Source organism: Janthinobacterium sp. SUN026 (assembly GCF_030397625.1).
GTDB lineage: Bacteria > Pseudomonadota > Gammaproteobacteria > Burkholderiales > Burkholderiaceae_D > Janthinobacterium > Janthinobacterium kumbetense.
Genome location: NZ_JAPQNU010000005.1, coordinates 428563 through 454471 on the forward strand (window position 1 = coordinate 428563; position 25909 = coordinate 454471).

20 protein-coding genes are annotated in these 25909 nt (G+C 65.3%); 13 read left to right on the plus strand and 7 right to left on the minus strand.

What is annotated here, in order from left to right; translation table 11 throughout:
- Positions 1-2: 2 nt before the first annotated feature.
- Complete coding sequence (locus OX459_RS22875) at positions 3-338, minus strand: hypothetical protein (protein WP_289906653.1); 336 nt, start codon at positions 336-338, stop codon at positions 3-5.
- Here OX459_RS22875 and OX459_RS22880 point away from each other — a divergent pair.
- The 5 genes from OX459_RS22880 to OX459_RS22900 all read left to right on the plus strand — a co-directional run bounded on the left by OX459_RS22880 (position 337) and on the right by OX459_RS22900 (position 7888).
- Entirely contained in the window at positions 337-2382 is a 2046-nt protein-coding gene (locus tag OX459_RS22880) for a multicopper oxidase family protein (RefSeq protein ID WP_289906654.1), read from the plus strand. The genes OX459_RS22875 and OX459_RS22880 overlap by 2 nt on opposite strands.
- Before the next feature lie 67 nt (positions 2383-2449).
- Positions 2450-4153, plus strand: coding sequence for a tyrosinase family protein (locus OX459_RS22885; protein WP_289906655.1), 1704 nt, complete (start codon positions 2450-2452; stop codon positions 4151-4153).
- Complete coding sequence (locus OX459_RS22890) at positions 4150-4509, plus strand: hypothetical protein (protein WP_289906656.1); 360 nt, start codon at positions 4150-4152, stop codon at positions 4507-4509. The genes OX459_RS22885 and OX459_RS22890 overlap by 4 nt, the downstream gene beginning before the upstream one ends.
- A gap of 47 nt (positions 4510-4556) precedes the next feature.
- Entirely contained in the window at positions 4557-6743 is a 2187-nt protein-coding gene (locus tag OX459_RS22895; protein WP_289906657.1) for a LodA/GoxA family CTQ-dependent oxidase, read from the plus strand.
- Positions 6743-7888, plus strand: coding sequence for an FAD-dependent oxidoreductase (locus tag OX459_RS22900; protein ID WP_289906658.1), 1146 nt, complete (start codon positions 6743-6745; stop codon positions 7886-7888). Before OX459_RS22895 ends, OX459_RS22900 begins: the two co-directional genes overlap by 1 nt.
- A gap of 5 nt (positions 7889-7893) precedes the next feature.
- On the opposite strand, the gene OX459_RS22905 is transcribed toward OX459_RS22900, so the two are convergent.
- The 4 genes from OX459_RS22905 to tssK are packed head-to-tail and all read right to left on the minus strand — an operon-like array spanning position 7894 to position 14350.
- Positions 7894-8349: a hypothetical protein gene (locus OX459_RS22905; protein WP_289906659.1), complete on the minus strand. Its 456-nt coding sequence runs from the start codon at positions 8347-8349 to the stop codon at positions 7894-7896.
- Between the two features lie 41 nt (positions 8350-8390).
- The gene (gene tssI, locus OX459_RS22910; protein ID WP_289906660.1) at positions 8391-12212 is read right to left on the minus strand and encodes a type VI secretion system tip protein TssI/VgrG; all 3822 of its coding nucleotides are present in this window, start codon (positions 12210-12212) and stop codon (positions 8391-8393) included.
- Positions 12212-12994, minus strand: coding sequence for a type IVB secretion system protein IcmH/DotU (gene icmH / locus OX459_RS22915; protein WP_289906661.1), 783 nt, complete (start codon positions 12992-12994; stop codon positions 12212-12214). Before icmH ends, tssI begins: the two co-directional genes overlap by 1 nt.
- A gap of 9 nt (positions 12995-13003) precedes the next feature.
- On the minus strand, positions 13004-14350 hold the full coding sequence (tssK, locus tag OX459_RS22920) for a type VI secretion system baseplate subunit TssK (protein WP_099664665.1): 1347 nt from the start codon (positions 14348-14350) through the stop codon (positions 13004-13006).
- 289 nt (positions 14351-14639) lie between these two features.
- Here tssK and OX459_RS22925 point away from each other — a divergent pair, with 289 nt between their 5' ends.
- From OX459_RS22925 to tssH, 8 genes are all read left to right on the plus strand, one after another.
- Positions 14640-15212: a hypothetical protein gene (locus OX459_RS22925; RefSeq protein WP_289906662.1), complete on the plus strand. Its 573-nt coding sequence runs from the start codon at positions 14640-14642 to the stop codon at positions 15210-15212.
- Positions 15213-15285: 73 nt separating this feature from the next.
- Positions 15286-15795 carry a type VI secretion system contractile sheath small subunit gene (tssB, locus tag OX459_RS22930; RefSeq protein ID WP_077402277.1) on the plus strand — a complete coding sequence of 170 codons (510 nt, stop codon included), beginning with the start codon at positions 15286-15288 and terminating at the stop codon, positions 15793-15795.
- A gap of 1 nt (position 15796) precedes the next feature.
- Positions 15797-17281: a type VI secretion system contractile sheath large subunit gene (gene tssC / locus OX459_RS22935; protein WP_289906663.1), complete on the plus strand. Its 1485-nt coding sequence runs from the start codon at positions 15797-15799 to the stop codon at positions 17279-17281.
- A gap of 33 nt (positions 17282-17314) precedes the next feature.
- The gene (locus OX459_RS22940) at positions 17315-17806 is read left to right on the plus strand and encodes a type VI secretion system tube protein Hcp (RefSeq protein WP_035817450.1); all 492 of its coding nucleotides are present in this window, start codon (positions 17315-17317) and stop codon (positions 17804-17806) included.
- Between the two features lie 95 nt (positions 17807-17901).
- Positions 17902-18393: a type VI secretion system baseplate subunit TssE gene (gene tssE, locus OX459_RS22945; protein WP_035817453.1), complete on the plus strand. Its 492-nt coding sequence runs from the start codon at positions 17902-17904 to the stop codon at positions 18391-18393.
- A gap of 2 nt (positions 18394-18395) precedes the next feature.
- Positions 18396-20240, plus strand: a complete 1845-nt coding sequence (gene tssF, locus OX459_RS22950; protein ID WP_289906664.1) for a type VI secretion system baseplate subunit TssF — start codon at positions 18396-18398, stop codon at positions 20238-20240.
- A complete protein-coding gene (gene tssG, locus OX459_RS22955; protein WP_289906665.1) occupies positions 20204-21289 on the plus strand; it encodes a type VI secretion system baseplate subunit TssG in 1086 nt (361 codons plus the stop codon). Before tssF ends, tssG begins: the two co-directional genes overlap by 37 nt.
- A 53-nt stretch (positions 21290-21342) precedes the next feature.
- The gene (gene tssH, locus OX459_RS22960; protein ID WP_289906666.1) at positions 21343-24000 is read left to right on the plus strand and encodes a type VI secretion system ATPase TssH; all 2658 of its coding nucleotides are present in this window, start codon (positions 21343-21345) and stop codon (positions 23998-24000) included.
- Between the two features lie 13 nt (positions 24001-24013).
- On the opposite strand, the gene tssA is transcribed toward tssH, so the two are convergent.
- Together tssA and OX459_RS22970 are read right to left on the minus strand one after the other, a co-directional pair.
- Positions 24014-25048: a type VI secretion system protein TssA gene (gene tssA, locus OX459_RS22965; RefSeq protein WP_289906667.1), complete on the minus strand. Its 1035-nt coding sequence runs from the start codon at positions 25046-25048 to the stop codon at positions 24014-24016.
- A 48-nt stretch (positions 25049-25096) separates the two neighbouring features.
- Complete coding sequence (locus OX459_RS22970) at positions 25097-25909, minus strand: OmpA family protein (protein ID WP_289906668.1); 813 nt, start codon at positions 25907-25909, stop codon at positions 25097-25099.

Consider the following 25909-nt stretch of genomic DNA (forward strand, 5'->3'; position numbering starts at 1 on the left):
AATCAAATAAAAAAGCCTCCCCTGCGGGAGGCTTTTTTATTTGTCTGGACGGAACGGTGGAATTCGAAGGGCTGGGCCGTGCCGGCCCAGCCCTCTCCGAATCGCCCAATCACCGCGCTGCGCGCGGCACGTTGGCCGCGCAGCGGCCAACGCCTTCCCCCCATCTCAGGCTGCAGCAGCCAGCTCCCCCGTCGGCGCCATTCCCTCAGCAATAAATACAACAAGTGACTTAGTGTGAGTATTGACTCTTTGTCATTATGGATAATGGCAATGTTATTAATAAAAATACGCATGCCCAGCCATGCTTCCATTGTCCAGTCCAATCGAGGAGTTGTCATGTCCCACCGCCTTCCCCGCAGGTACGTGTCGCTGTGCCTGGCCGCCATGCCGTTCGCTTGCAGTGCCGCCTTCGCCGCGGAAAGCACGGTCAATCTGAATGTCGACCTGAACCTGCAGTCCGTGCCCAAACTCGAGCTGCGCCTGCTGCAGGAGCCGCCGAAGCTGAAGGCGCGCGCCAGACCCGCCAACCGCGCGGCGAGCAAGCGCGACGAGTACGAGAAAGCGTACGACCTGTACATCCGCTACGCCAACGGCAGCATCTATAACCCGACCACGGCCAAGCATGACAAGGTGCGCCTGCGCTCCTACCAGCAGACGGACGGCCTGGCGCTCGATGGACGCGACGAGAATGCGGCCACCTTCATGGCGCCCACCGTGGTGATGGCGCCGGGGCAAACCGTGCGCTTCAAGCTGCATAACCAGTTGCCGGCGCTGCCGGACGAGCAGTGCGCGACGAGCGATATCAATGCAGCGCGTCCCATTGGCTGCTTCAACGATACCAATCTGCACTCGCATGGTCTGTGGGTCTCGCCCTCGGGCAATAGCGACAACGTGTTGATATCGATCAAGCCTGGCGTGGATTTCGAGTACGAATACAATATTCCCATCGACCATCCGGCCGGCACGTTCTGGTATCACCCGCACCAGCATGGCGCGACGGCGATGCAGGTCGCCAGCGGCATGGCCGGTGCGCTGGTGGTCGAAGGCGACCGTTATCCGAGCGCCACGGCGAATGGCGACCTCGATGTGATACTGAAGCCATTCCAGCCCGACGATGGCAGCGGCAGCGCTGGCGAGGTGATGCTGCTGCAGCAAATTCCCTATGACTGCCCCAGCAACAGCCTGACGCCGACGACGCCGTGCGCCACGGACGGGGTAGGCGTGCTGGAGGATTTCGGTCAGGTCAACGATCCGAATGCCTGGCTGAAGTCGGGCCGCTATACCTCCGTCAACGGCAAGGTGCAGCCGGTGCTGAAGATGAAGACGCAGCGCCTGTACCGCTGGCGCATGATCGACACGGGTTTCCAGGCAACCGTGGTGCTGCGCATCCGCCGCGCGAACGATCCGCAAAAGCTGTTCAAGGCGCTCAGCGTGGCCAACCAGGACAAGGACGTGATGGAGCTATGCGATGGCGAGGACGTCACGCAGTTCGAGGTGGCCAGCGACGGCTTGACGCACGACAGGATCATCCCCAAGACCTTGAACTACCTGCAGCCGGGCTACCGCAGCGATATCCTGTTCTCGCTACCGAAAGCCGGCGCCTATTGCGTATATGCGGAAACCAACGTCAACAACATGACGACGATGCATGACGTCAACAACACGCGCCTGATCGGCGTGATCGCCGCCAGGACCAACGCCAAGGCATCCGCACGCGTCAGGTCGGGCGAATCGCCGCGCGATTTCCTGCTGGCCGAGTTGCGCAATGCCGTCCAGAGCCTGCCCGGCGCCCAGTTGCCCGATAGCGTCAAGAGCACGATCCTTGGCGACCTGGAGAATGGTCTCAAGCTCGGCAAGTTCGTCCCGCATGCGGGCTTCAGCGCGGCGGCAAAGGACGCGATGCGCGGCAAGAAGAAGGAGTATGTGACCTTCAATATCGCCAAGTTGGGCGGCAAGGCCCGCTTCATGGTGGAAGGCAAGCCGGAAGACTCGCCGATACCCGAGCTGAAGTATGTCTATGACCCGCACCGCGTCGACCACACGCTGGTGCTGGGCACCGAGCAGATCTGGGAGCTCGCTTCGAAGAATGGCAGCCACCCCTTCCATATCCACGTCAACCCCTTCCAGATCATCGGCATTACCCGTACCGACGGCGGCGCGGTCGATGCGCAATACAAGGACCTGATCGGCACGTGGAAAGACACCTTGCTGGTGATCGAAAAGCACAAGATCGAGATCGCCACGCGTTACCAGCGCTACATCGGCGAATACGTGCTGCATTGCCACATCCTCGAACATGAAGACCAGGGCATGATGCAAAACGTCAAGGTGGTACTGCCGGATGGCAAGGGCGGCGGCGACGCGGGCGGACACGGACACTGACCGTTCCTGGCGGCAGCGCGTCCGGCGCGCTTCCGCCTTTCCCAACCTGTCTTTGGAGCAACTGCCCATGTTACGCATGAAAACTTCCATCCTTCCCCTCCTGGCCGGCTTGCTGTGCGCGGGTGTCTGCACCGCGGTACAGGCGCAGGTTACCGTATCGTGTCGCCCGGAATTGCAGGCCCAGGCGGAGCCGGGTGGCGCGCGCGTCGTGCGCTACCGCAAGAATATCGATGAACTGACCCCGGCCGAGCTTGACGCCTTCAAGCATGCGGTGAGCGAGATGAAACGCAAGAGCCAGGAAAACGTGTATGACCGGCGCGGCTTCCTGTGGCAAGCCTGGGTGCATAACTGCACCTCCGTCGACGTCTTCAATGACCGCCAGGCGGCCTTGCCCGGCGACAGGCTGAAGCAGTTGCTGGGCGATCCGACGCGCAACAGCTGCGACATTGCTTATTTCATCGACAAGGTGGCGACCGAGGACAATGCCCACGAGGAATTCCCGGGCGAGTGCGAGCACCAGAAGAACACTTTTTTGCAATGGCACCGGGCGCAGCTGTACTTTTACGAGCAAGCCCTGCAGGCGGCCGACCCGAACGGCGAACGGGGCCCCAGCACGCGCAACGTTGCGTTGCCGTACTGGAACTTCACCCGCAAGCCTTCCGGCGTGCGCTATCCGAAAGCCTTCGAGGATGTCGATTCGCCGCTGTACGATGCGACGCGCAAGAGGGAGGGGCTCGACAGCTCGCTGGCCACGGCTTCCCCCAACTTGCTGGCCTACCAGATCTACTACATGGATTGGGCCGATTTTGGCGGCGACGAATACGGCAGCCTGGGCGGCGGCAATCTGGAGACGAAGATCCACAATCACATGCACGCCACCTACATGGGCGGCAATATGGGCGACAACGTCACGGCCGGCCTCGATCCGCTGTTCTATGCATTCCATAATTTCCTCGATTACAGTTTCGAGAAGTGGCTGGACGAGCATGGTGACGCCGGCATACGCGGCAGCGGGCGCACGGCGTTCATGCGCAGCGAACAGGACGCCAGCTTGCCACGGCCCATCGGCTGGAGCGCCGGCAGCGGCGATGCCCAGCGCAGCGATTCGGGCGACTACACGGCCAACATGGGCCAGGCGGTGCTGTACTTCGACACCCTCCGGCAAGGCTATGGCTTCCAGCCGCGCTATGGCGGCGAATTTGCCCGCAAGAAGGATATCCAGGCCTTGATCGACCGGCACCAGCAGGCGGGGTTTGTATTCGGCGACAACCAGAAAAGCCTGTTCGCCGCCCTGCTCAGCGACGATGCGGCCGATGGTGCGGTCGCCAGGCCCGACCTCACCGTCACCAGCGCCTACACGATCCCGGCGCGGCGGGTGGCCGGCGACAAGCGGGCGAACATGGTGCTGGACCGCGCGCATGCGGACGAGGACTACAGTTTTCAGGCCGATATCTACCTGTATCCCGCCAAGGTGACTGCGCGCATCGGCGACAAGGCGTTCCGCGACCGCTACCTGGTCACCAGCACCAGCCACTGGGCCTTGTCCGGCGCCCACCAGCATGATAAATATGTCATCGAAACGGATATCACCGGCATCGTCGACAGCCTGGTTCCCAAGAAGCGCAGGCAGGCCTGGCGCATCACGGCGGCCATCACCACAAATGACAAGGGCCGCGGCCTGATACGGCAAGGCGATTTTTCCACGCCCGTGATCCAGGTCGTCGACCGCCGCAAACCTGCCGAACCCACGTATGAGGAGAGCAAGCCATGAGCGAACGGACCAGCTTCAAGCGCGACGTGCAGGGCCTGTTTTCCCGCTACGTGGCCGACATGAACAAGATCAAGCTGTCGAACCCCGAGTCGACGGGCGTGCAGCGGCTGTACCTGAATGACTATGCGAGCGTGAAGGCGTTTGCCTGGCAAATCCAGGTGGCCATCCACGGTTACGACTATGACAGCCGCAACGCAAAATGGCGGGTGGATGCCGGGCACCGCCTGCGCGCACCGGGAGGGCGGGAAGGCGAGTATGTCATGTCCGCGCCGCACCCGATGCCGCCCGACGGGCCGATGCCGCAGGAAGGCATCGATATCTTCGACCAGTGGGTGAGGGACGGCATGCAGCCGTGACTCTCAGGCCAACCGGCACAGACACCCTTGATGATCAGGAGTTCAGCATGGCATACACAGGTTTGAGAATTCACCCGGCCATCGGCATCGCCCGCGTCGGCAACAGCGAAGAATACTATCTGGGCCCGGAAAGCCTGGCCGGCATGCCGCTCGATGGCCAGGATGGCACGGGAGGCTTGCCGATCCGGCCCGGCACGGAAGACACGACCATCGCCAGCACCGAGTTGCGCGACGCCGGCGGAAAGCTCAAGCGGCAGGCGGCCCGCTTCCGGATTTACCAATATGCGTTCGACGCGGCGGACGGCGTGGAAAGCTACCCGCTGGGCCGGCGGGGCGCGGCAGCCGAAGTGGCCATCGGCAGCATGGTCGATGGCAAGATCGTCAAGGACATCGTCTGGACCGTGCACCTGGCCAACAAGAAAGCCAATAGCTGGGAGGGCGGGGACGGCGTGGCGCCGTTTGAAAACCAGCGCGCGCCAGCCCTGCGCAATCCGGCCTTCGGCACGCCAGGCTCGCCGCACTTCGGCACGCCGGCCGACCCGCTGCGCCTGAAGCTGCTGGTCATCGACCCCGGACCGCGCACCGTGCAGGCTACGCGCCAGGGCGTGCAGCAGTTCGACACCTCGACGCCGCCGTCGTGCGCGGATGCGGCCAGCGGCGCCGTGCGCAGCCTGCCCGACTATCCCGTGTCGTTCCCGCGCGGCGGGCAGCCTGGCGCGCCGGCGCAGGGCCCTGGCGCCATCATCGCGTCGCTGGGCGCCATCACGACGGAAAAGAATGGACGATTGCTGGTGCTGGGCGGCTATGGCAAGGCCTGCGGCTTCGACGCGCAAGGCAATTATTCGGCCGCCGCCGTCCTGCACGACAATGTCAACAACGACAACTGGTTCGATGACGTGGCCGATGGTCCCGTCACGGCCATGCTGCTTTTTGCCGACGGCACGGCGCGCAGCGTCGAGGGCAGCGCCTGGGTGATCTCGAGCGACCCGTCGTACGCGCCGCAAACGGCGAACGTCGTATCGCTGTGGGACGACCTGTATTGCACCTGGCTGGAAAAGATGGCGCTGCGGCCCGCCGTCCATGCGGACGGCAGCTACCAGGCGGGCTACCGGAGCAATTTCCGTACCGATGTCCAGCCCATCCTGCGCGCGGCGTCGCTGCAGCGCTGGACGACCAGCTTGCCGGCCAGGGCGATCAAGGAGCACGACTTGCTGGGCAAGATGAAGGCGGAAGGCCTGACCTACCCGATCATGAATTTCATCCGCCATCCCGACCAGACGGGCGCGCCGTCGCTGAAGCCGCAAATGCCGCTGTCGCTGGGCGATGCGGGCAGCAGCCTGCTGACCCTGACCCGGGCCCAGTATTTTTTCATGGACCAGTGGGCGCATGGCCAGTATGTGGCCGACAGCGGTGATTTCCTGCTGGGCGCGGGCGAAGCGCTCGACCGTACGATCCTGTTCAACTGCCTGGGCGGCCGCTACAGCCCCGGCATCGAGATGGGTTTTATCGTGCGCGACCCCGGCCTGTACCGGCAGGCGTGGCGGCGCCATGATGCCGGCGGCCCGTTCCGCCTCAATGCCCAGCATCTCGACTACGCGGCCGCCGTCAGGGACCAGCCTTTCCTCGGCGCCGGCTACATGCCGCTGCGCGGCGGCGAGCTGCAGCCCGGCGACGTGTCGAAGTTCATGGCCTTGCCGTGGCATACCGATTACAACTCGTGCGCCACGCATTTGCCCGATCCGAATCCCGGCGGCACGGTGCTCAATAACCAGCAGGCGATCGATGCGGCCACGGCGCTCAATGGCAATGGCTACAATACCTTGCTGTATTCCTCCTGGCCGGCGCAGCGGCCCGTGGCCGTGTACACCTACGACGACGTTGTCGCCAACGGCGGCGAATTGACGACGCCGCGCTATTCCGTGCGCGGCAAGGGCACGCGGGCAGATGGGCTGCCATCGGCCACCCCGGAGAATGCGGAAATCGACCGGCCCGCCATGCATGTGGGCCGCTACCAGGACCGCGCGCAGTTCCTGCTGAACTGGCACCGCATCGGCGTGGTCGTGCAAAGCACGGCGATTGCGCGCAAGGCGGGCGAAAAGGCCATCTGCAAGGATTACTACCTGGAAGTCGAAAGCCTGTTCGACAGCGATGAAAGCAACCTGGTCGAGTATTGGCGCAACACGGCCATCGACAAGGTGTACCGGCCGAAGCCGCAGCCGAAACCGAAGCCCTGATGGCGGCGGTTGCAGACAGTCCCGGCGCGGCAGGGCCATCGCAGCAGCGCTACCGGGTCGCCATCATCGGCGGCGGCCCGGCCGGCTGCGCCTGCGCGCTGGCGCTGGCGCAGCATGGCGTGCACGACGTGCTCGTGGTCGAGGCGGGCGACTACGCTCAATTTCGTATCGGCGAGAGCATTCCGCCCGAAGCCAACCGTCTGTTCCAGGCGCTGGGCATTGCGCAGGATTTTTTCGCCGAGGCGCACGCGCCTTGCCATGGCAGCTGTTCCTGGTGGGGTAGCGACAAGCGCGGCTACAACGACGCGCTGCTGCATCCGCTGGGCCATGGCTGGCACCTGGAGCGTTCCCGTTTCAATGGCTTCCTGGCGCGCCAGGCGCGCTTGCGCGGGGCGGAGGTGCTGCTGCGCGCCAGCCTGGCCGCGTCGGCTCCGGCGCAAGGCGGCGGCTTTGCCCTGGAATTGGTGCTGGGCGATCCTGCGCACCCGCGACCGGCCAGCATCCATGCCGATGTGGTGGTCGACGCCAGCGGCACGCGTGCCGTCTTCGCGCGCCAGCGCGGCAGCCGCAAGGTCGAAACGCTGCCGCTGGTCTGCCTGGCCATGCGCTTTGCCGCGCCCGACGCCCCCCGTTCCGGCCTGACGCACCTGGAAGCCGTTGAACATGGCTGGTGGTATGGCGCGCATCTGCCCGACGCCACCTTGCTACTGGCGTTCTACAGCGACGCGGCCACCGTCAAGGCGCGGCGCCTGCAGCATGCCGCGCACTGGCTGGAAGGGCTGGCGGCCGCGCCCAATACGGCAGCGCTGGCCCGCGGCGCCGTGCTGCTGGCAGGCGGCGTGCAGAGTTTTCCCGCGCCGTCCTACTGCCTCGAGCAACTGCATGGCGACGGCTGGCTGGCCATCGGCGACGCCGCCTCGGCCTACGATCCCGTCACCTCGCAAGGCATCGTCAAGGCGCTCGCCAACGGCATGGCGGCCGCTGGCGCCATCGCCGGCCACGCCACCCTGGACGCGGTGGCGCACACGGTGGCGCAGCGCTACGCCGATTACCTGGCGCAGCGCCAGCAGTACTACGGATGGGAGCAACGCTGGCCCGCCGCGCCGTTCTGGCGCCAGCTGCATGCGGGTGCGCAGGCGCGCTAGCGGTCTTATCGCCGCTGCGCTTCGCGTTCGAGGGTATCCCTGCCGATGATCTTCAGGCTGGCGCCGCCCTTGAACGGCAGCGCTTCCTCGCTGCCCGCCGTCTGGATGCCGGCCGAGACGCCGATTTCGACCGTCACGTCGACGAATTCCGTACGGAACATGCGCAGCTCGGTGTGCTTGATGACGCTTTGCAGCGCAATCGACTGACCCGGCGCGATGGGGGTGAAGGCGCGCTTGAGCGCGTGATTGGCCAGGCCCGTCTTCAATACCTGGCTTTGTTCGCTCGCGTTGTCGATCAGGCGCATATTGGGCCCCCGCGCTTGCATGTACTGGAGCGGATAGCCGACTTCCCCATTGCCGATATTCTTGATGACCACCTCGATGCGCATGTCGCTGCCCGTGAAAATGCAGGCTGGATTATCGATGCAGTGGGCGCTGATGGAGAGGATGTCGTTCGGCATGGCGTTTCCTGGGAGTTGTAGGGACACTGCGAGCAGTGCGATTAGGAGCCGTTCAGGATGATATCGCATTTGATCTGCCGTCCTATTTTCGTCCGTAGCAAGTCCTGCACTTCGATGGCGATCTGCCAGGCATGCCGGTCACGGATGACGATGGAGCCGGCCGAGTTCATGATGTTGGCAGCGGCCGGTTCCGGTTCCTCATCGTCCGAGAGCGAAGGCACAGGCGCATCCCAGCTGCCGTCCGGCTTCTTGTATTTGACGGTCTCGTCGTCTCCTTCCACATACGAGTATTCATCCGGCAGGCCATAGCAGTGACCGAATTCATGGGCGTGTGTCTGGCCATCGGTCGAGGCGGACACGTCGATGATGGTCCCCGTCACGCTTTCGCGGTCGTAGCGTTTGTGGATCTGCATGACGTAGTGCTCGTTGCTCTCCACATAAACGACGCGGTAGATGATGGGCAGGGTGCGCGTGCCGCATTCCGGATCGCTGATTTTCATCTGGAATTTATTGTTCCAGTGGCTTTCCAGCCCGGTGGTGGCGATGCCCTTGACGTACTTGATGACGGCGGCGCGCTGCTTGGCCCGCGTGGCGGCCTGCGGGGTTCCCTTCTCGCGGTCTTCCAGCGCCTGGTCGGCCGGCTCGAGCACCGTGATCACCTTGACGCGCAATTCGGCGATGATGCCGGTATTCGACTTGACGGGCACGTAGATCTTGTAGCGCACGGTGTCGAAATAGTTATGCGGCGCGCCGGTGGCGCCGAAGGTGTTGTTGTAGCGCGGCACGCTGGAGACGCTAATCTCCTTTTCATAGTCGGCGATCCAGCAGGCGGGGCGCTTGATCAGCACTTCCTTGCGCTGCTTGTTGTCGACAGGGCTGGTGCTGGACGTGCCCGTTGCCTTGAATTTCGGTTCGGGGTTGGGCGGCGCCTTGGCCGTCGTGCCGGGCGCGGGCGCCTTGGCGCGCGTGTCCGAGCTGGGTGCAGGAGCCTGGTCTGGGCCGTTCTCCGTCTCGGGCAACTGGCCCGGCGACTTGAGCAGTTCGATCACCAGCGCCTCGACGGCGGCAGCGGCCACGATGTGGGTCAGGCCCCTGGCGTCCGTCATGCCCGTTTCGATGCTGCCGTCGGCGCGCTTGACGCGATACGGCTGGCGCGCCATCAGTTCGCCCGTGTCGCGGTCTTTCAGCACGAAGCCTTCGTCGAACAGTTTCAAGCGGCTGTCCGGCAACGGCGGCAGGCCGGCCGCGGCGCTGGCGCCGCCATTGAAGAGATGCTGCCCGCCCTTGACCGTAAAATGGCCGGGGCAGCGGAAGGTGATGTCGCCGCCTTCGAGCGTGATCGAGGATTGTCCCGCCTGCAGGACGATTTTCTGGTTGGCCTTGATGTCGATGCTGTCGCTCACGGAGATCACCGTGACGGCTTGATCGGCGAGGATTTCCAGCTGGTCGGTATGCGCTTCGAGCGAGACGGGGCCGTTGCCCGCGACGGCCTTGATGCCGCCTTCCTGGCTGAACAGCGTGGCCGCGTTGGCCGCCACCGAGGCGACCGTCTGGCCGGCCGTCATGTGCAGGTCGGCCTGCGCCGTCCAGTGCAGCTGCTGGCCCGCGAACAGCACGGTCGATGCGGGCGTGGCCCAGTTGATGCTGCTGGGCGACTCCATCAGCACGAGCGGCTGGGCGTAGCGTTCCACGGGCTGCGCCGTATCGGGCGCGCGCGTGCCGCTGCCCGCCTTGCTGGCTTCCTGGCCGCCGACACTGGCCTGGTACTTGCCGTCCTGCTGCGGGTCGATCTGCTTCGCCATGTCCAGCTGCGCCTGGTTCGCATCCTTGCTGACGAGGGCTTTTTGCTGGCTTGCCGACGTCGCCACCGCCTTGCTCAGTTCACAGGCGCCGCGCAGCAGGGCCAGCGCCTCCCTGGTGTCGAGCTGGCTCGACGCCACGCCAGCGCCCTGGCGCGCGCGCGCCGTGGTCGAGAGCAGTACGCCTTCGCCGGCGCGCAACATGGCCCAGGCATCGGTGCGCAACTCAAAGCCGCTGCCGCGGTAGTTGCCCCGTTGCGCCGAACTGGCGCCTTGCTGCACCAGGTAGCCCAGATTGAGCTCGGTGGCGGCGCTGCTCGACGCGAGCCGGGTGCGCAGCTGGCCCTGGGTATCGTCCAGCACCCACTGGTTGTAGCCGGCGCCATCGAAATTGTGGCTGTGCATGCCCGACAGGACGCCCGCGTGGTTGACGCCAGAATCCTCGCCGGCCGCATACGGCGGCGTGTCGCTGCCCGTGTAGAGCTGGGCGACGACCAGCGGGCGGTCCATGTCGCCTTCGATGAAGTCGACCAGCACTTCGGTGCCGAGGCGCGGCGTGAATTGCGAGCCCCAGTTCGGGCCGGCCAGCGCTTCGGCCACGCGCACCCAGGCGCCGGACGCCTCGTTGCCGGGCGCGTTGCCCTGCTGGTCGGTGTTGTGCGCCAGGCCGCCGGGATTGGCGGCGCTGCCGCGCTGCCAGGCAAACTGGATGCGCACCTGGTGGTCGCGGCCCGTGGTGGCCACGCTGTCGGCCAGGCCCACCACCAGTGCCGTCTGCGGACCCAGCGCCACGGCCGGCGCACGCGCGGCGGTGGCGCGCGGCACGATGGCCACGCTGGTGCGCACGCAGCCGAAGCGGTTGCGGTAGGTGCCCGGCTCGATCTGGCCGGCGATCCAGTCGGCCACGCCGCCCAGGCCGGCCGTCCTGGCCAGCTTCGACAGCATGCCGCCCAGGCTGGCGCTGGCCGGTCCCGTATTGTTGCGCGCCTGGTGCTCGGCCCACAGCACGGTGAAGGCGTTGGCGCCATCGGCATGCTGCTCGTGCTGCAGCAGGCGCATGGCGTGGCCGGCGGCCAGGCGGCGCACGGCGCCGGCGCCGTCGAACTGCTTGTTGTCCAGCTCCAGGGCTTGCAGCATGCGCTCGCTGTGCGGCCCGGCCGCCGCGCGGTCGGCGTGCAGGCGCTCGCCGGCACCGTCATACACGGCCAGCTGCGGCAATTGCCCGGCCTCCAGGCTGGAGACTTGCTCGGCGGCGGGCGCCGTCACCTGCGCCGGGTCCCAGCTGCTGATGCTGACGGCGTTCGATTGCACCTGGCGGCGCGCGCCGAAGCGGTCGATGGCGTCGTCGGTATCGGTGGCGCGCACGCCGTGAAAGCGCATGTCGGCGCCGCCCGGCGTCTGCGGCGCGGTGGCCTTGCTGTCGAAGATCACCAGTTTGTGCCTGGCCTGCGCCTGGCCATCGCCGCTGTCCTGTGCGCCGCCGGGCTGGTCGTGCTCGAAGCGCCAGCTCAGGCCTTCGGCAGCGAGCAGGCGCGCGAAGAAATCAAAGTCGCTTTCGCGGTACTGGGTGCAGATGGCGCGCGTGGCCAGCGTCTGGCTGACGTCGAATGCGAAGCGCAACTGCGGGTAGTCGGCCAGCAGCTCGGTGACGATGTCGCGCGCATTCTTGTCCTGGAAAATGTAACTGTCGCGGCGCAGCTGCAGCAGGGCCAGGGCCGGCTCGAGGCGCAGCCGGTAGCGCGCCACGCCGCCGTCGGCGCCCAGCCAGGCGCAATCGGTGCAGATGCCGTGCCAGGCGCGCTGGCTGCCGTCGGGCTGCAGCAGGCACAGCGTCATTTCCTCGCCGATGAAGGAGGCCAGGTCCAGGCTGGCCGCGGTGCTCAGGGCATCGACCTCGAAGCGGAACAGTTCATTGACGGCCTCGCGGCCCTCGAACTGTTCCGCCATCAGCGATTCCGGCTGCCCGGACTGCTGGGCCGTGGCCAGGCTGATGAGCCGTGCGTGCTGGCTCAGGCCCGTGCCGAACTGGCCCGTTGCCGCGGGGGGGTGTTGTGCGTCGCCCATCACGGCAGGGTAATGCTCAGGTTAGCCACGCGCGGCGCCAGCTTGACGATGTCGTTGTAGGCATTGATCTGCGTTTGCGTCTGTTTGGCCAGCATGGTGCGCAGGCCCAGGTAGCCCAGTGCGCAGATCAGGGCGAACACCGAGCACAGCACCCATGGCGGCACGTTGTTGCGCAGCTTGTGGATGATCTGGTCGGGTCGCTCCGCATGCGGGGCGAAGCCGGTTTTCTTGCCCTTCATCTGGGCGATTTCGTCGCCCAGGCGCGCCGTCAGGTAATTGAGTTTTTCCGGGCCTTCGAGGATGTAGCGGCCCTGGAAACCCAGCAGCAGGCACATGTGGAAGACTTCGAGCGCCTGCAGGTGCGCGCTGCCGCGCGCGCGCAGCGCTTCGAGACGGATGAAGAAGTTTTCGCCGGCCAGCTGGTCGCCGAACAGCACCAGCTGCAACGGCCGCCGCGCCCATTCGTCGCGGATGCTGTAGGGCGAACGCAGGATGATTTCATCGACGGCCGCACAGAACGCATATTTGGCGGCGTCGATGTCGTCCGCCGACGCGCCCTGTTTTTTCGCGCCGCGGCTGAACTCATCGAGGAAGTGCGTCATCTTGCTGATGAAATCGGCATTGTCTTGCGGTCCGCTGCCGTTCTTCAGCATGAACAGGGCGTAAAAACCGTCGTACATCAAGTCCATCAAGGTGTGTTCGGTGCCGGGGCCGGCAGCCATGCTGGCGGCATAGGCGGCCTGGCTGCCGGACATCAGGGAAGGGGGGGCGCTGGAGTGCATCGTTGGACCTCAGGAAGTGACGGCGACAAGTTCGAGTTTCAGTTCACGCATGCCGGAAGGGACATACACCAGCAGCGACTGCGCCTGCAGCATGCGTTCGTACATCTGGCCCTTGGCCTCGATGGTGAAGTAAAACATGTCGGGACGTACCGGCACGGCGGCCGGCACCTGCGGCGCATGCTGCAGGCGTACCCCGGGCAGGGCGGACAGGACGAATTTTTCCACGTCGTCGGGCGCGCCCACCTTGAAGCGCAGCGGCACCACGTCGACCAGTTCCACGCCGGCCATGTCGGCGGACACGCCCAGGTAGAACGCCGTCTTGGCATCGATCTTTTCCGAGTCCAGCTTGCCGTGATGGTAGGACGGCTTGGTTTCCGTCAGCGCGATGGCGAAGTATTTCGACGAGATCACGGTGTCGAGCAATTCGCGGATCATGGCGTGCAGCTGGGCGAACGACGGTCCGGGATCGGCATGCCGGTACGGCGGCAGGTCGGCCAGCGCATGGCTGCGTGAAAAGGTCATCAAGCCGCCCGCCAGGGCCAGCAGCTGCTCGTACAGGCGCTCCGGATGCAGCGCCGGATGATGGAAGTAATGGCTGAGCGAGGCGTAGGCCGCGCTGGCCGTGTGCAGCAGCCAGAACGAGGACATGTCGCCGGAGCGAAATTCGATCACGCTCTTGCTCGGCTCGCGGTGATGCCCATACAGCGCGTTGACCTTGGCCTGCAGCGCGTCGATCAGGCGGCGCAGCTGCAGGAACAGCAGGGGCGCGCTGCGGATGGACAGGCTGGGGGGCACGAAGGCGGGATCCTGCTCGAAGCCGCCCGTCGACAGGCGGCGCAGGCGCAGCAGGGGGAAGCTGACGTAGGAATCGCGCGGTTCGGCATCGGCGACCAGGCGCAGGGTTTTTTTCAGGTAGGTCAGTTCGGCCTGCGCGGCCTGGGTGTACAGGTCCGGCGTGCTGAGATTGGCCTGGGCGTAGCGCGCCGCGTTGTTGGGCTGGCCGCTGGCGGCGAAGTTGCCGCCGAATGGCTTGAAAGCCGGCAAGGCGGCGTGGAAGGTCACCGATTGCAGCGACGACGGCAAGTTGCCCAGGTCGAGTGCGTCGGGCAGGTCATCGCTTCCGGCGGCGTTGTAGATTTCGCCGTCCTGGAAGACCAGCGACAGTTCCAGCAGGCGCAAGCTGTTGTTGGCCAGCGCATCGCGGTCGATCTGCAACTGGTTCACGCCCCACGCATACGGGTGCAGCGCCTTGACGCTCTCGTGCAGGCGCTGTTCGTGGTACTGGTCTTGCTGCTGGAAATGCTGGGGCCGCAGGAACAGCCCTTCGCCCCATAACAATTTGTTTGCCATGCTCATGAATTGCCCTCTATGCCAGACACAGTGAGGCGCGCGGCAGCGACTGAAAATCATGCTTCGCATCGCGCAACTTGGTGCTTTTTTCGCAACTGCAAGAACCTTAACATTATCTTGAAGAATGGTGCGTACGGTACGTTTTTAGCGTGAGTAGTGTGAGTTTTCGCGTATTTTCTATCGAACGCAGTGAATTTTGAAATCATGCTACGCTCCGAAAAATAAACAATTAGCAACTATAAAAAGCAACTTTTCAATCGCCAGAACCGTCTTCTTTTTTGAAGGAAAGCTCAACATGACACGCCCGGTTTCGCTATGCACGCTTGCAGTTATCGCCTGTGCTTTTACCCTCAGCGCCTGCAGTACTGCGCCGGTGGCCAAGCCGCCGCCCGTCGTGGCGCCGACGCTGGAAGAACTGATGGCCAAGGCCACGCAGGCGGCGGACACGGGCAACAAGGCGGCGGCGCTGGCGCTGTGGCAGGAGGCGGCCGCCGCGGCGCCCGCCGACAAGCAGCCCTGGGTGCGCATGGCGCAAAGCCGCTACGATGCGGGCCAGTATGGTGAAGCCATCCTCAATGCCCAGGAAGTGCTGGTGCGCGATCCTGCCGACAAGCTGGCCAACAGCGTGATCGCCATCAGCGGACTGCGCCTGTCGACGCGGGCGCTGGCCGACCTGAGCCGCCAGAACAACCTGTCCGGTCCGCTGCGCGCGGAATCGCAGGACTTGGCCAAGCTGCTGCGCGAGAGCCTGGGCGAAACCGTGCTGGTGCCGCCGCCGGACAAGCCGCCCGTGCGCGCGTCGCGCAAGCAGCCAAGCAAGCGCACTGCCGATGAGGGCAGCGCCAATCCATTCAATGCCCTGAAGTAGCCAGCCAGGCACAGGTACGCCGCAGTTCAACAGGCGCATCGCCGATGCCGCCAATATTTGGGAAGGGGATGTCATGTCGAAAAAAGATAGTGTGCAGAAGCGCTTGCAAAAGGTACGCCCGCCACGCGTGCAGATGACCTATGACGTCGAGATCGGCGACGCCATCGAAAACAAGGAGCTGCCCTTCGTGGTGGGCGTGGTGGGCGATTTCGGCGGTAATTCCGAACTCGAGCAGAAGCGCCTGAAGGACCGCAAGTTCGTCGATATCGACCGCGACAATTTCGATGAAGTGATGAAGGGCATCGAGCCGCGCGCCACCTTCCGCGTGCCGAATGAACTGGGCGCCGCTGGCGGCCAGTTCGGTGTCGAGCTGAAATTTCGCGCGATCGCCGATTTCCGCCCGGAAGCGGTGGTCGAGCAGGTCGAGCCGCTGCGCAAGCTGCTCGAGGCGCGCACCAAGCTGGCCGACCTGCGCAACAAGCTGGCCGGCAACGACAAACTGGAAGACATCCTGAATGACGTGCTCAACAGCACGGAAAAACTGGCCCAGCTGGAACAACATTCCCACGTCAGGAAAGATTGATATGTCCGCACAACTGACCCCCGCATCGAGCGCTGCCGGCGCCGCCGAAATCGACTTGCTCGACCAGATCGTCGAGCAGAGCAAGGTGGCCAAGTCCAGCGTCGAACACGCCCGCGCCAAGGATCTGATTTCCGAACTGGTCAGCCAGGTCATGGATGGCACGGTGGTGGTATCGAATAACCTGGCCGCCACCATCGATGCCCGTGTGGCCGAACTGGACCAGCTCATTTCCGCGCAGCTCAGCGCCATCATGCACGCGCCCGAATTCCAGAAGCTGGAAAGCAGCTGGACGGGCCTGCATTACCTGGTGAAGAACACGGCTACCGGCACGAATCTGAAAATCAAGATGATGAACGCGACCAAGCGCGAACTGGTCAAGGATTTCCAGAGCGCGCTGGAGTTCGACCAGTCGACCATGTTCAAGAAGGTCTACGAAGAGGAATTCGGCACCTTTGGCGGCGCGCCGTTCGGCACCTTGCTGGGCGACTTCGAATTCAGCCGCCAGCCGGAAGACATGTATTTCATCGAGCAGATGTCGCACGTGGCCGCCGCCGCGCACGCGCCGTTCATCTCGTCCGCCTCGCCGGAACTGTTTGGGCTGGAAAGCTACAGCGACCTGGGCAAGCCGCGCGACCTGGCCAAGGTCTTCGACACGGTCGAGTATGCGAAGTGGAAATCCTTGCGCGAATCGGAAGATTCGCGCTACGTGGGCCTGACCTTGCCCCGCTTCCTGGGCCGGCTGCCGTTCAATCCGCTCGATGGCGCCACCGTCGACGGCTTCAATTTCGTCGAGGACGTCGACGGCACCGACCACCAGAAATACCTGTGGTGCAACGCCGCCTACGCGTTCGGCACCAAGCTGACGGCCGCCTTCGAGGATTACGGCTGGTGCGCGGCGATCCGCGGCGTGGAGGGGGGCGGCCTGGTGGAAGACTTGCCGACGCATACCTTCAAGACGGACGAGGGCGAGGTGGCGCTGAAATGCCCGACCGAGATCGCCATCACGGACCGCCGCGAAAAGGAATTGAGCGACCTGGGCTTCATCTCCCTCGTGCACTGCAAGAACACGGACTATGCCGCGTTTTTCGGCGCCCAGTCGGCGCAGAAGGCGAAAAAATACAATACCGACGCCGCCAACGCGAACGCCGTGCTGTCGGCGCAGCTGCAATACATCTTCGCCGTATCGCGCATCGCCCACTACATGAAGGCCATGATGCGCGACAAGATCGGCAGCTTTGCCGCCGCTTCCAACGTGGAAGATTTCCTCAACCGCTGGCTGACGCAGTACGTGCTGCTCGACGATAACGCCAGCCAGGAACAGAAGGCCCAGTTTCCGCTGCGCGAAGCCTCGGTGCAGGTGGCGGAAGTGCCGGGCCGGCCCGGCGTGTACCGCGCCGTGTCCTTCTTGCGTCCGCATTTCCAGCTCGACGAATTGTCCGTTTCACTCCGTTTGGTCGCGGAGCTTCCGCAGTCGACCAAATCGTAATGTATTTTTCTTCACACCCTTGAAAGGAATAACATGGCAATCGACGTATACTTGCAAATTGATGGCATCAAAGGCGAATCCACGGATAACAGCCACAAAGATTGGATCGAATGCAAGTCGGTCCAGTGGCAGGTGTTGCAACCCAAATCGGCGACCGCCTCGACGGGCGGCGGCCATACCGCCGAACGTACCGAGCACAAAGATATCGTCATCGCCAAGATGGCCGATCTCGCCAGCCCCCTGCTGCTGCAAACTTGCTCTTCTGGTAAGACCATCCCGAAAGCCAAGCTCGAGTTCCTGCGCGCCGATGGCCAGGGCGAGCGCATCAAGTACTTCGAGATCGAACTGGAGAATGTGATGATCAGCAGCGTGGCGCCATCGGTGGCCGCGGGCGACATTCTCGGCGAAGACCTGGCACTCAAGTATTCGAAGGTCAAGTGGAAGTACACGCAGCAAAAAGTGGGTGGCGGTTCGGGCGGCAACACCTCCGGCGGCTGGGACCTGTCGGCCAACAAGACAGCCTGACCGCATCTGACCGCGTACGCCAGCGGCGCGCTGCCGCCGCTGGCTTTCCTGGCCGCCGGCAGCGGCGTCCACGCCACCCATGAAACGGGAAGCCCATGAAAGGTTTTACGCCGGGCCTGTTCGACCGCCTGATGGATACGCCCGTGCACGGCGCCTCCAGCGGCACCGTCTCGCGCCTCTCGCTCGAGGACTTGAAAGACACCGTGGCGCGCGACCTCGAAGCGCTGCTCAACACGCGCGCCGTGCTGCCCGAGGCGCTGCTCAAACCCTTTCCCGAGTGCGGCAAGTCGATCATCACGTACGGCTTGAATGATTTCGCCGGGCTTAGCCTGTCGAGCACGGACGACCGCGCCTATATCTGTCAGTGCCTGGAAAAGGCCATCGCCCGCCACGAGCCGCGCTTGCGCCAGGTACGCGCATCGCTGGAAATCGAGGAAGGCTCGATCAACCGCCTCAATTTCGCCATCAGCGCGCTGCTGGTGGTGCATGCGGCGCACGAACCGGTCAGCTTCGACGCCATCCTGCAGCCTTCCAGCCTGCATTACACGATCAGCAAGGGGCGCCGTGCCGCGTCCACGGGAGCCTGACCTTGGATGAATTGCTGCCCTATTACGAGCGCGAACTGGGTTTCCTGCGCCGCTATTCGCGCGAGTTTTCCGAGCGCTACCCGAAGATCGCCGGCCGCCTGCTGATGGGCGGCGAGGTGTGCGAAGACCCGCACATCGAGCGCATGATCCAGTCGTTCGCGCTGCTCAATTCGCGCATCTCGAAGCGCATCGACGACGATTATCCCGAATTTACCGAAGCGCTGTTCGAAGTGCTGTATCCGCATTACCTGCGGCCATTTCCCTCGTGCTCGATCGCGCGCATGGATTACGGCGCCGCGGCGGCGCAGCTGACGGCGCCTGCGGAAATCGCCCGCGGCACGGAGCTGACGACGCGCCCCGTGAAAGGCGTGGCCTGCACCTTCCGTACCGCCTATCCCGTGACGGTGGCGCCGCTGGCGCTCACGCATGCTGCTTTTTCCGCCATCATCGAGGCGCCGGAACAGGTGCTGCTGCCGGCGAATGCCACCTCGGGCGTGCGCATCACCATCGAGTCGAGCGCCGCGCAGCTGTCGCTGGGCCAGCTGGGACTGGCGTCGCTGCGCGTGTTCATCGATGGCCAGCCCTCGTTTTGCGCGGCGCTGCGCGACGCCCTGTTCATGCGCACCGTGAAGGCCTATGCCGAGGCGGACGGCAGCGGCAGCTGGGTCGCGCTCGACGGCATTCCCGTGCGCAGCGCCGGCTTTGCCGAGGACGATGCACTGATCCCGTTTTCCGCACGCTCGCATCCGGCCTACCGGCTGCTGACCGAGTATTTCTGCTTTCCCGAAAAATTCAATTTCTTCGACATCGACCTGGGTGCGCTGTGCGCCGCGCTGCCGTCCGGCAGCCGCCGCATCACCTTGCACCTGGCGCTGAGCGGCTTGCGCACCGATTCGAACACGGCACGCCTGCTGGGGACGATGAACACGCACAACCTGCTGCTGGGCTGTACGCCGGTGGTCAACCTGTTCCGCCAGCGCGGCGAGCCTATCCGCCTCACGCACACGGCCGCCAGCTATCCCGTGCTGGCCGATGCGCGCCGCGCGTATGCGTTCGAGGTGCAGGCTATCGACTCGGTCAAGCTGGTGCGGCAGACGCCGCAGGGCGAATCCGTGGTGGAATTCCGCCCATTCTATTCGCTGCGCCATGGCGAGACCCCGGCCAGGGATGGCCACTACTGGGTCATGCGGCGCGACGAGATCATCGCCAGCAAGAGTCCCGGCTACGAAATGCAGATTTCGATCGTCGACATCGATTTCGATCCGGCCGCGGTGGAAACGGACACGCTCAGCCTGGAGCTGAGCTGCACCAACCGCGACTTGCCTGCGCAGCTGACCTACGGCTTGCACGGCGGCGACCTGTTTCTCGAAGGCGGCTCCAGCGTGCGCAGCATCAGCCTGCTGCGCAAACCCAGCGAGTCGCACCGTTTCGAACGGGGCAGGGGCGCCCACTGGCGGTTGATTTCGCATCTGTCGCTGAATCACCTGTCGCTGGCCGGCAGCGGCCTGGAAGCGTTCCAGGAAATGCTGGCCCTGTACGACTTGCCGCGCTCGGCCACGTCGCAGCGGCAAATCCGAGGCATCACGGCCATCGCCCACCAGGCCGTCAATGCCTGGCTGCCAGGCAATCCCTTCGCCTGCCTGGTGCGCGGCGTCGAAGTGCGGCTGACGATAGATGAAGAGGCCTTCGTCGGCAGCGGCATCCACGCCTTTGCGCATGTGATCGAGTGCTTCCTGGGCTTGTATGTGCATGCGAACAGCTTCACGCAGCTGGTGGTGCTGGCAAAAAAATCAGGAGAGGAGCTGTGGCGATGCAAACCACGCAGCGGCGATTCGAGCCTAGTGTAATCGAGCGCCTGTTCGCCCAGCCTTGCCGCTTCCAGTACTTCCAGGCGGTACGCATGCTGGAGCTTTGGCTCAGGCGCAATGGCTTGCCGCACGACGATGCGGTGGCCAGTTTCCTGCGCTTCCAGAATTCCGTCTCGCTCGACTTCGCCCCCAGCCAGATCGAAGCGCTGGCGCCCGAACCGCGCGAACTGGCCACGGACTCCAACGCCCTGGGCGCGGCGCTGCGCAGCTCCCAGCTGAAATACGTGCGCGTCACGCCGGCCTTCATGGGTTTTCTCGGCGTCGCCGGCGCGCTGCCGCTGCACTATACGGAACGCATCGCCACGCACCAGCTGTATGAAAAGGACGAGGGGCCGCGCGCCTTCCTCGACACGTTCTCGAATCGCGCCCTGGCCCTGTTCTATGAAGCCTGGCGCAAGTACCGGCTGGAGCTCAAGTATCAGCTCGACGGCAAGGACCAGTTCCTGCCGCTGCTGCTGTCGCTGGCAGGGCTGGGCAACGCCTCGCTGCGCCAGCGCCTGGCGGAGGACGGCACGGGCGTGCTCGACGAATCGGTGGGCTACTTTGCCGCCGCCATGCGCCACCGGCCGCCGTCGGCCGTGATGATAGGCCAGGTGCTGTCCGAGTATTTCGGGCAGCGCATCGCCGTCAGCCAGTTTGTCGGCTGCTGGTACGACGTGCCGCGCGAGCAGCAAAGCACGCTGGGCGGCAGCAACGCCGTGCTGGGCGCCACCGCCATGGTCGGTGCGCGCGTCTGGCAGCGCGACTTGCGCCTGCGGCTGACCATCGGCCCCCTGGCCCGCCGCCACTTCGACGCTTTCCTGCCCGGCGGCGCGGCCGCCCTCGCGCTCGAGAAAATGCTCGCCATGTTCACCGGCCTGTGCCTGGAATACGAAGTGCAGCTGGTGCTGCGCGCCGCCGATGTGCAGGGCGTGGCGCTGGCAGTGCCGCGCAGCGGTGGGCGGCTGGGCTGGGACAGTTTCCTGATCACCGGCGGCGAGGCGTGCGACCGCGCCGATGTCCGCTATGAACTGCATGCGCCGGCTTGAGCGCGCCACTCCACCGATTTCGCCAACCATCACCCGACAAGGACCGCCGCCCCATGAGCATCAACCTGAAAACCCTGATCAGCAAGTTGAACGACACCTGCCGCACGGCCGCCACGCGCGCGGCCAGTCTGTGCGTCGGGCTGGGGCAGTATGAAGTCGACCTGGAGCATGTCTTTCTCGCCTTGCTGGAGCAGCCGCGCAGCGATTTCGTGCTGATTGCCCGCAGGAGCGGCGTCAGCGTGAGCATGCTGGAAGCGGATTTGCGCGCCGAAGTGGCGCGCCTGCAGACGGGCAACGCGCGCACGCCCGTGTTTTCCGTGCGCCTGCCGAAACTGTTCGAGCATGCCTGGCTGATCGCTTCGCTCGATTTGCGGGCCGGGCGGCAGGTGAGCATCCGCAGCGGTCATCTGCTGCAGGCGCTGCTGACCGAGCCGGAACTGGCGCAGCTGGCCTACCGGGGCTCGGCGCTGTTCCACGAATTCAAGCTCGACGAGATCAAGCACGGGCTCGACAAGCTGACCGAGGGTTCGCAGGAAGCCGGCGAGGCGGCTGCAGGGCAGGAGGGGGCGGGCGACGCCGGCGGCGATCCCGTGGGGGAATTGGCCGGCGCGGCGGCGTCGAAAACGCCGGCGCTGGACCAGTTCACCGTCAACCTGACGGCGCGCGCGCGCGCCGGCAAGGTCGATCCCGTGATCGGGCGCGACATGGAAATCCGCCAGGCGATCGATATCCTGATGCGGCGGCGCCAGAACAATCCCATCCTGACGGGCGAGGCCGGGGTCGGCAAGACGGCCGTGGTGGAGGGCCTGGCGCTGCGCATCGTGCAGGGCGACGTGCCCGACATCCTGCAGGGCGTGGAAATCCACACGCTGGACATGGGCCTGCTGCAGGCCGGCGCCAGCGTCAAGGGCGAGTTCGAGAACCGCCTGAAAAACGTCATCGCCGAAGTGGGCAAGAGCGCGCACGCCATCATCCTCTTCATCGACGAGGCGCACACGATGATCGGCGCCGGCGGCAGCGCTGGCCAGAATGACGCGGCCAACTTGCTGAAACCGGCACTGGCGCGCGGCGAGCTGCGCACCATCGCCGCCACCACGTGGGGCGAATACAAGAAATATTTTGAAAAGGATGCCGCGCTGGCGCGCCGCTTCCAGGTCGTCAAGATCGAGGAACCGAGCGAAGAGCTGGCATGCGCCATGTTGCGCGGCATGGCGCCGCTGATGGAACAGCATTTCAAGGTGCGCATCTTCGACGAGGCGATCACCGAAGCCGTGCGCCTGTCGCACCGCTACATCGCGGGCCGCCAGCTGCCGGACAAGGCCATCAGCGTGCTCGATACGGCCTGCGCCAGGGTGGCGCTGGGGCAGAGCGCCACGCCGGCCCTGCTCGACAGCGTGGCGCGCCGGCGCGAGCGCATCGATGCGGAAGCTTCGGCCCTGGCGCGCGAGGAGAGCGGCGGCGCGCGCCATGGCGCGCGGCTGCAGCAACTCGACGTCGAACGCGGCGCCGCCACGCAGGAACACGCGCAGCTGGCCGCGCGCTGGGATGGCGAAAAGGCGCTGTCGGAACAGATCCAGGCGATCCGCCGGCAGCTCGAGGAGGGCAAGCCGGCCGACGCGGGCCAGGGGCGCGAGCTGCTGGCGCTGCAGGTCGAGCTGGCGTCGCTGCAGGGCGAGACACCGCTGGTGCCGGTGCAGGTCGACGGCCACGTGGTGGCGGAAATCGTCGCCGGCTGGACCGGTATCCCGCTGGGCAAGATGGTCAAGGATGAACTCAAGACGGTGCTGCGGCTGAAGGACTTGCTGCAGGAGCGCGTGCTGGGCCAGCCCCACGCGATCGAGGCGGTGGCGCAGCGCGTGCGCACGGCGCGCGCCAACCTGGACGACCCGGACAAGCCGAAGGGCGTGTTCCTGTTCGTCGGCCCGTCCGGCATCGGCAAGACGGAAACGGCGCTGGCGCTGGCCGACGTCCTGTACGGCGGCGAACGCAAGCTCATCTCCATCAATATGAGCGAATACCAGGAAGCCCACAGCGTCTCGGGTCTGAAGGGGTCGCCGCCCGGCTATGTCGGCTATGGCGAAGGCGGCGTGCTGACCGAGGCGGTGCGCCGCAATCCGTACAGCGTGCTGCTGCTCGACGAGGTGGAAAAGGCGCATCCTGATGTCATGGAGCTGTTCTTCCAGGTCTTCGACAAGGGCGTGATGGACGATGCCGAGGGACGCGAGATCGATTTCAAGAATACCATCATCATCCTGACCTCGAACGTGGCGTCGGCCACCATGATGCAGGCGTGCCTGAACCTGCCGCAAGAGCAGCTGCCGACGCCGGAGCAGCTGGAGCTGTCCATCCGCCCGCAGTTGCTGAAGGTTTTCAAGCCCGCGTTCCTGGGGCGCCTGAAGGTGATTCCCTATTATCCGCTCGGCGACGATGTACTGGCCCGTATCATCGGCCTGAAGCTGGGCCGGATCGCGGCCCGCATCGCCGCCAATCACCAGGCCGAGTTCCTCTACGACGAGGCGCTGGTCGAGGCGGTGCTGGCGCGCTGCACCGAAGTCGATTCGGGCGCGCGCAATGTCGACAATATCCTGAATGGCAGCCTGCTGCCGGAAATCGCCGAAGCCGTGCTGGCGCGCATGGCGGAAGGGCAGGGCATCAGCCGCATCAAGGCCAGCGCCGGCAAGCAGGGGCAGTTCCGGTATACGATCAAATAGGCGTCAAGCCGGCTCAGTGGCCGCTGCCGGGCGCGATGCCCAGCAGCTCCTCGATGTGGGCCAGCGAGGCGCCGTCCTTGACCACGCCGCGCAGCCATTCGTGCAGGTTCTGCTCGCCGGCGTTGGCGGCCTTGTCGGCGAAGTAGGAGACGGGGCTGTGCGGTTCCGTCTGGCGGAAGTACTGCGCTACCTGGCGCAGCTGCGCCAGCGCCTGGGCGCGGCTTTGCAGCTCGCCGGGCGCCGCCGGCAGCGGCGCCGGCACGGCGGTCGCCGCCTGGCCGCCAGCCGGCACCGGCGCGGCGGCGACGCTGGAGGCAGGGATGGCCGTGGCGGCGGCAGGCAGGGCGAGCTGTATCGCCTGCAGGGCCTCGCGCGCCATGGAAAAGCCCGGGCTATCCCTGCCCAGGCGGGTATCGGCCGCCTGTTCCAGCTCGGCCAGCGCGTCCAGGCAGAACTGGGCATCGGCGGCAAAGGCGGCGCGGAACTGCGCCGACGTGCCGCGCCGCGCCGCCTCCATGTCCACCAGCTTGGTGCCGTTGACGCCGTCCTGGTTGCTGGCGGCCCGCTTGCGCGCCGTCTCGAAGTCGACCGTCGACCAGCCGCCCGATTGCTTGTCCGTCAGCGCCATGGCGCGCACGAGGGACGGCGTGCGCGCCAGGATCCAGCTCAGGTTGCCGATGCGCTGCTCGTGGTCGTCGCCATCGGGCTGCGGGTACAGGCCCAGGTCCCAGTACTGGTGCAGCAGGCCGGCCAGCAGGCGATAGCCTTCGCCCAGGCCGCGCAAATGGTCTTGCCTGGCGCAAGCTTCGGCCAGCCAGGCGGCGAGCCGCAAGTCCTTGCTCTTTTCGCCCAGCAGGGTGGCGCAGCGCTGCAGTACGAAGGCCCAGTCGGCTTCCTTCAGGTCGGTGACCCACTCGCCCTGGTCGAGCGTGGGGTCGTCGAACTTGCGCGCCTGGCCGATGGCGTCGAAGTCGGTGGAGAAGGACAGGTCGATGCCGCATGGCTGTTCGGCGCTGATGGGAAGCAGGAGCTGGTCGGCTGAAATCATGTGTGTTCTCGGCAGTGGGGCGGATGGCTTGCGGGAGGCGTGGCGGTCTTACTGGACCATGCGAAATTCGATGCGGCGGTTGCGCGCGCGGCCATCGGCGCTGTCATTGCTGGCGATGGGACGGTCCGGGCCCTGTCCGGAAGCGCTGAGCAGGTCGCCGTCGATGCCCTTGCCGGCCAGGTAGGCCTTGACCGCCTCGGCGCGCGCCTGGCTCAGGTTCTGGTTGCTGGCGCGCAGGCCCAGGTTGTCGGTGTGGCCGATGATGTCCACCTTGCGGCCCGCCAGCTTGAGCAGCGCCGCGCTCATTTCGTCGAGGATGGCGCGGCCAGACGGCGTCAGCGTGGTCTTGCCGCTCTCGAATTCGATGGTGCGGTTGGCCAGCGTGCCGTCGAGGATGTTCTGGTCGGAGGCGGACACGCGCAAGCCGTTGTTGACGGTGTACGTGGGATTGAGGCTGGTGGCGAAGTCGCTGGCGATCTTTTGCCGCTGCGCCTCGTTGGCCACTTCGCCGCGCACGCTGACCACGCTGCCTTCGATCTTCAGCTGGCCGCGGCGGATCTGCTTGAGGTCCGCCGTCAGCAGCTTTTGCACATAGGCGTTCCAGTTGGCCGGCTGCGCGACCTGGCCGACGGCGATCTGGTCGACCACCTTGTCGGCGCCATACAATTCGCGCAGGCGCACCAGCACCGCCGCCTTGGCCGCTTCGTCCGGCACCGTGCCGCTGGCCAGAACCTGGCCCGGTTGCGGCGTGGCGGCGGCGGGCGCCGAGACAGCGGCCGCCGGCGCGGCGGCGCTTTGCGCGCTGGCGCCGGCCGGGGCGAATACCAGGCTGAGAAGGATGGCAAGGCGGAGGTGGCGCAT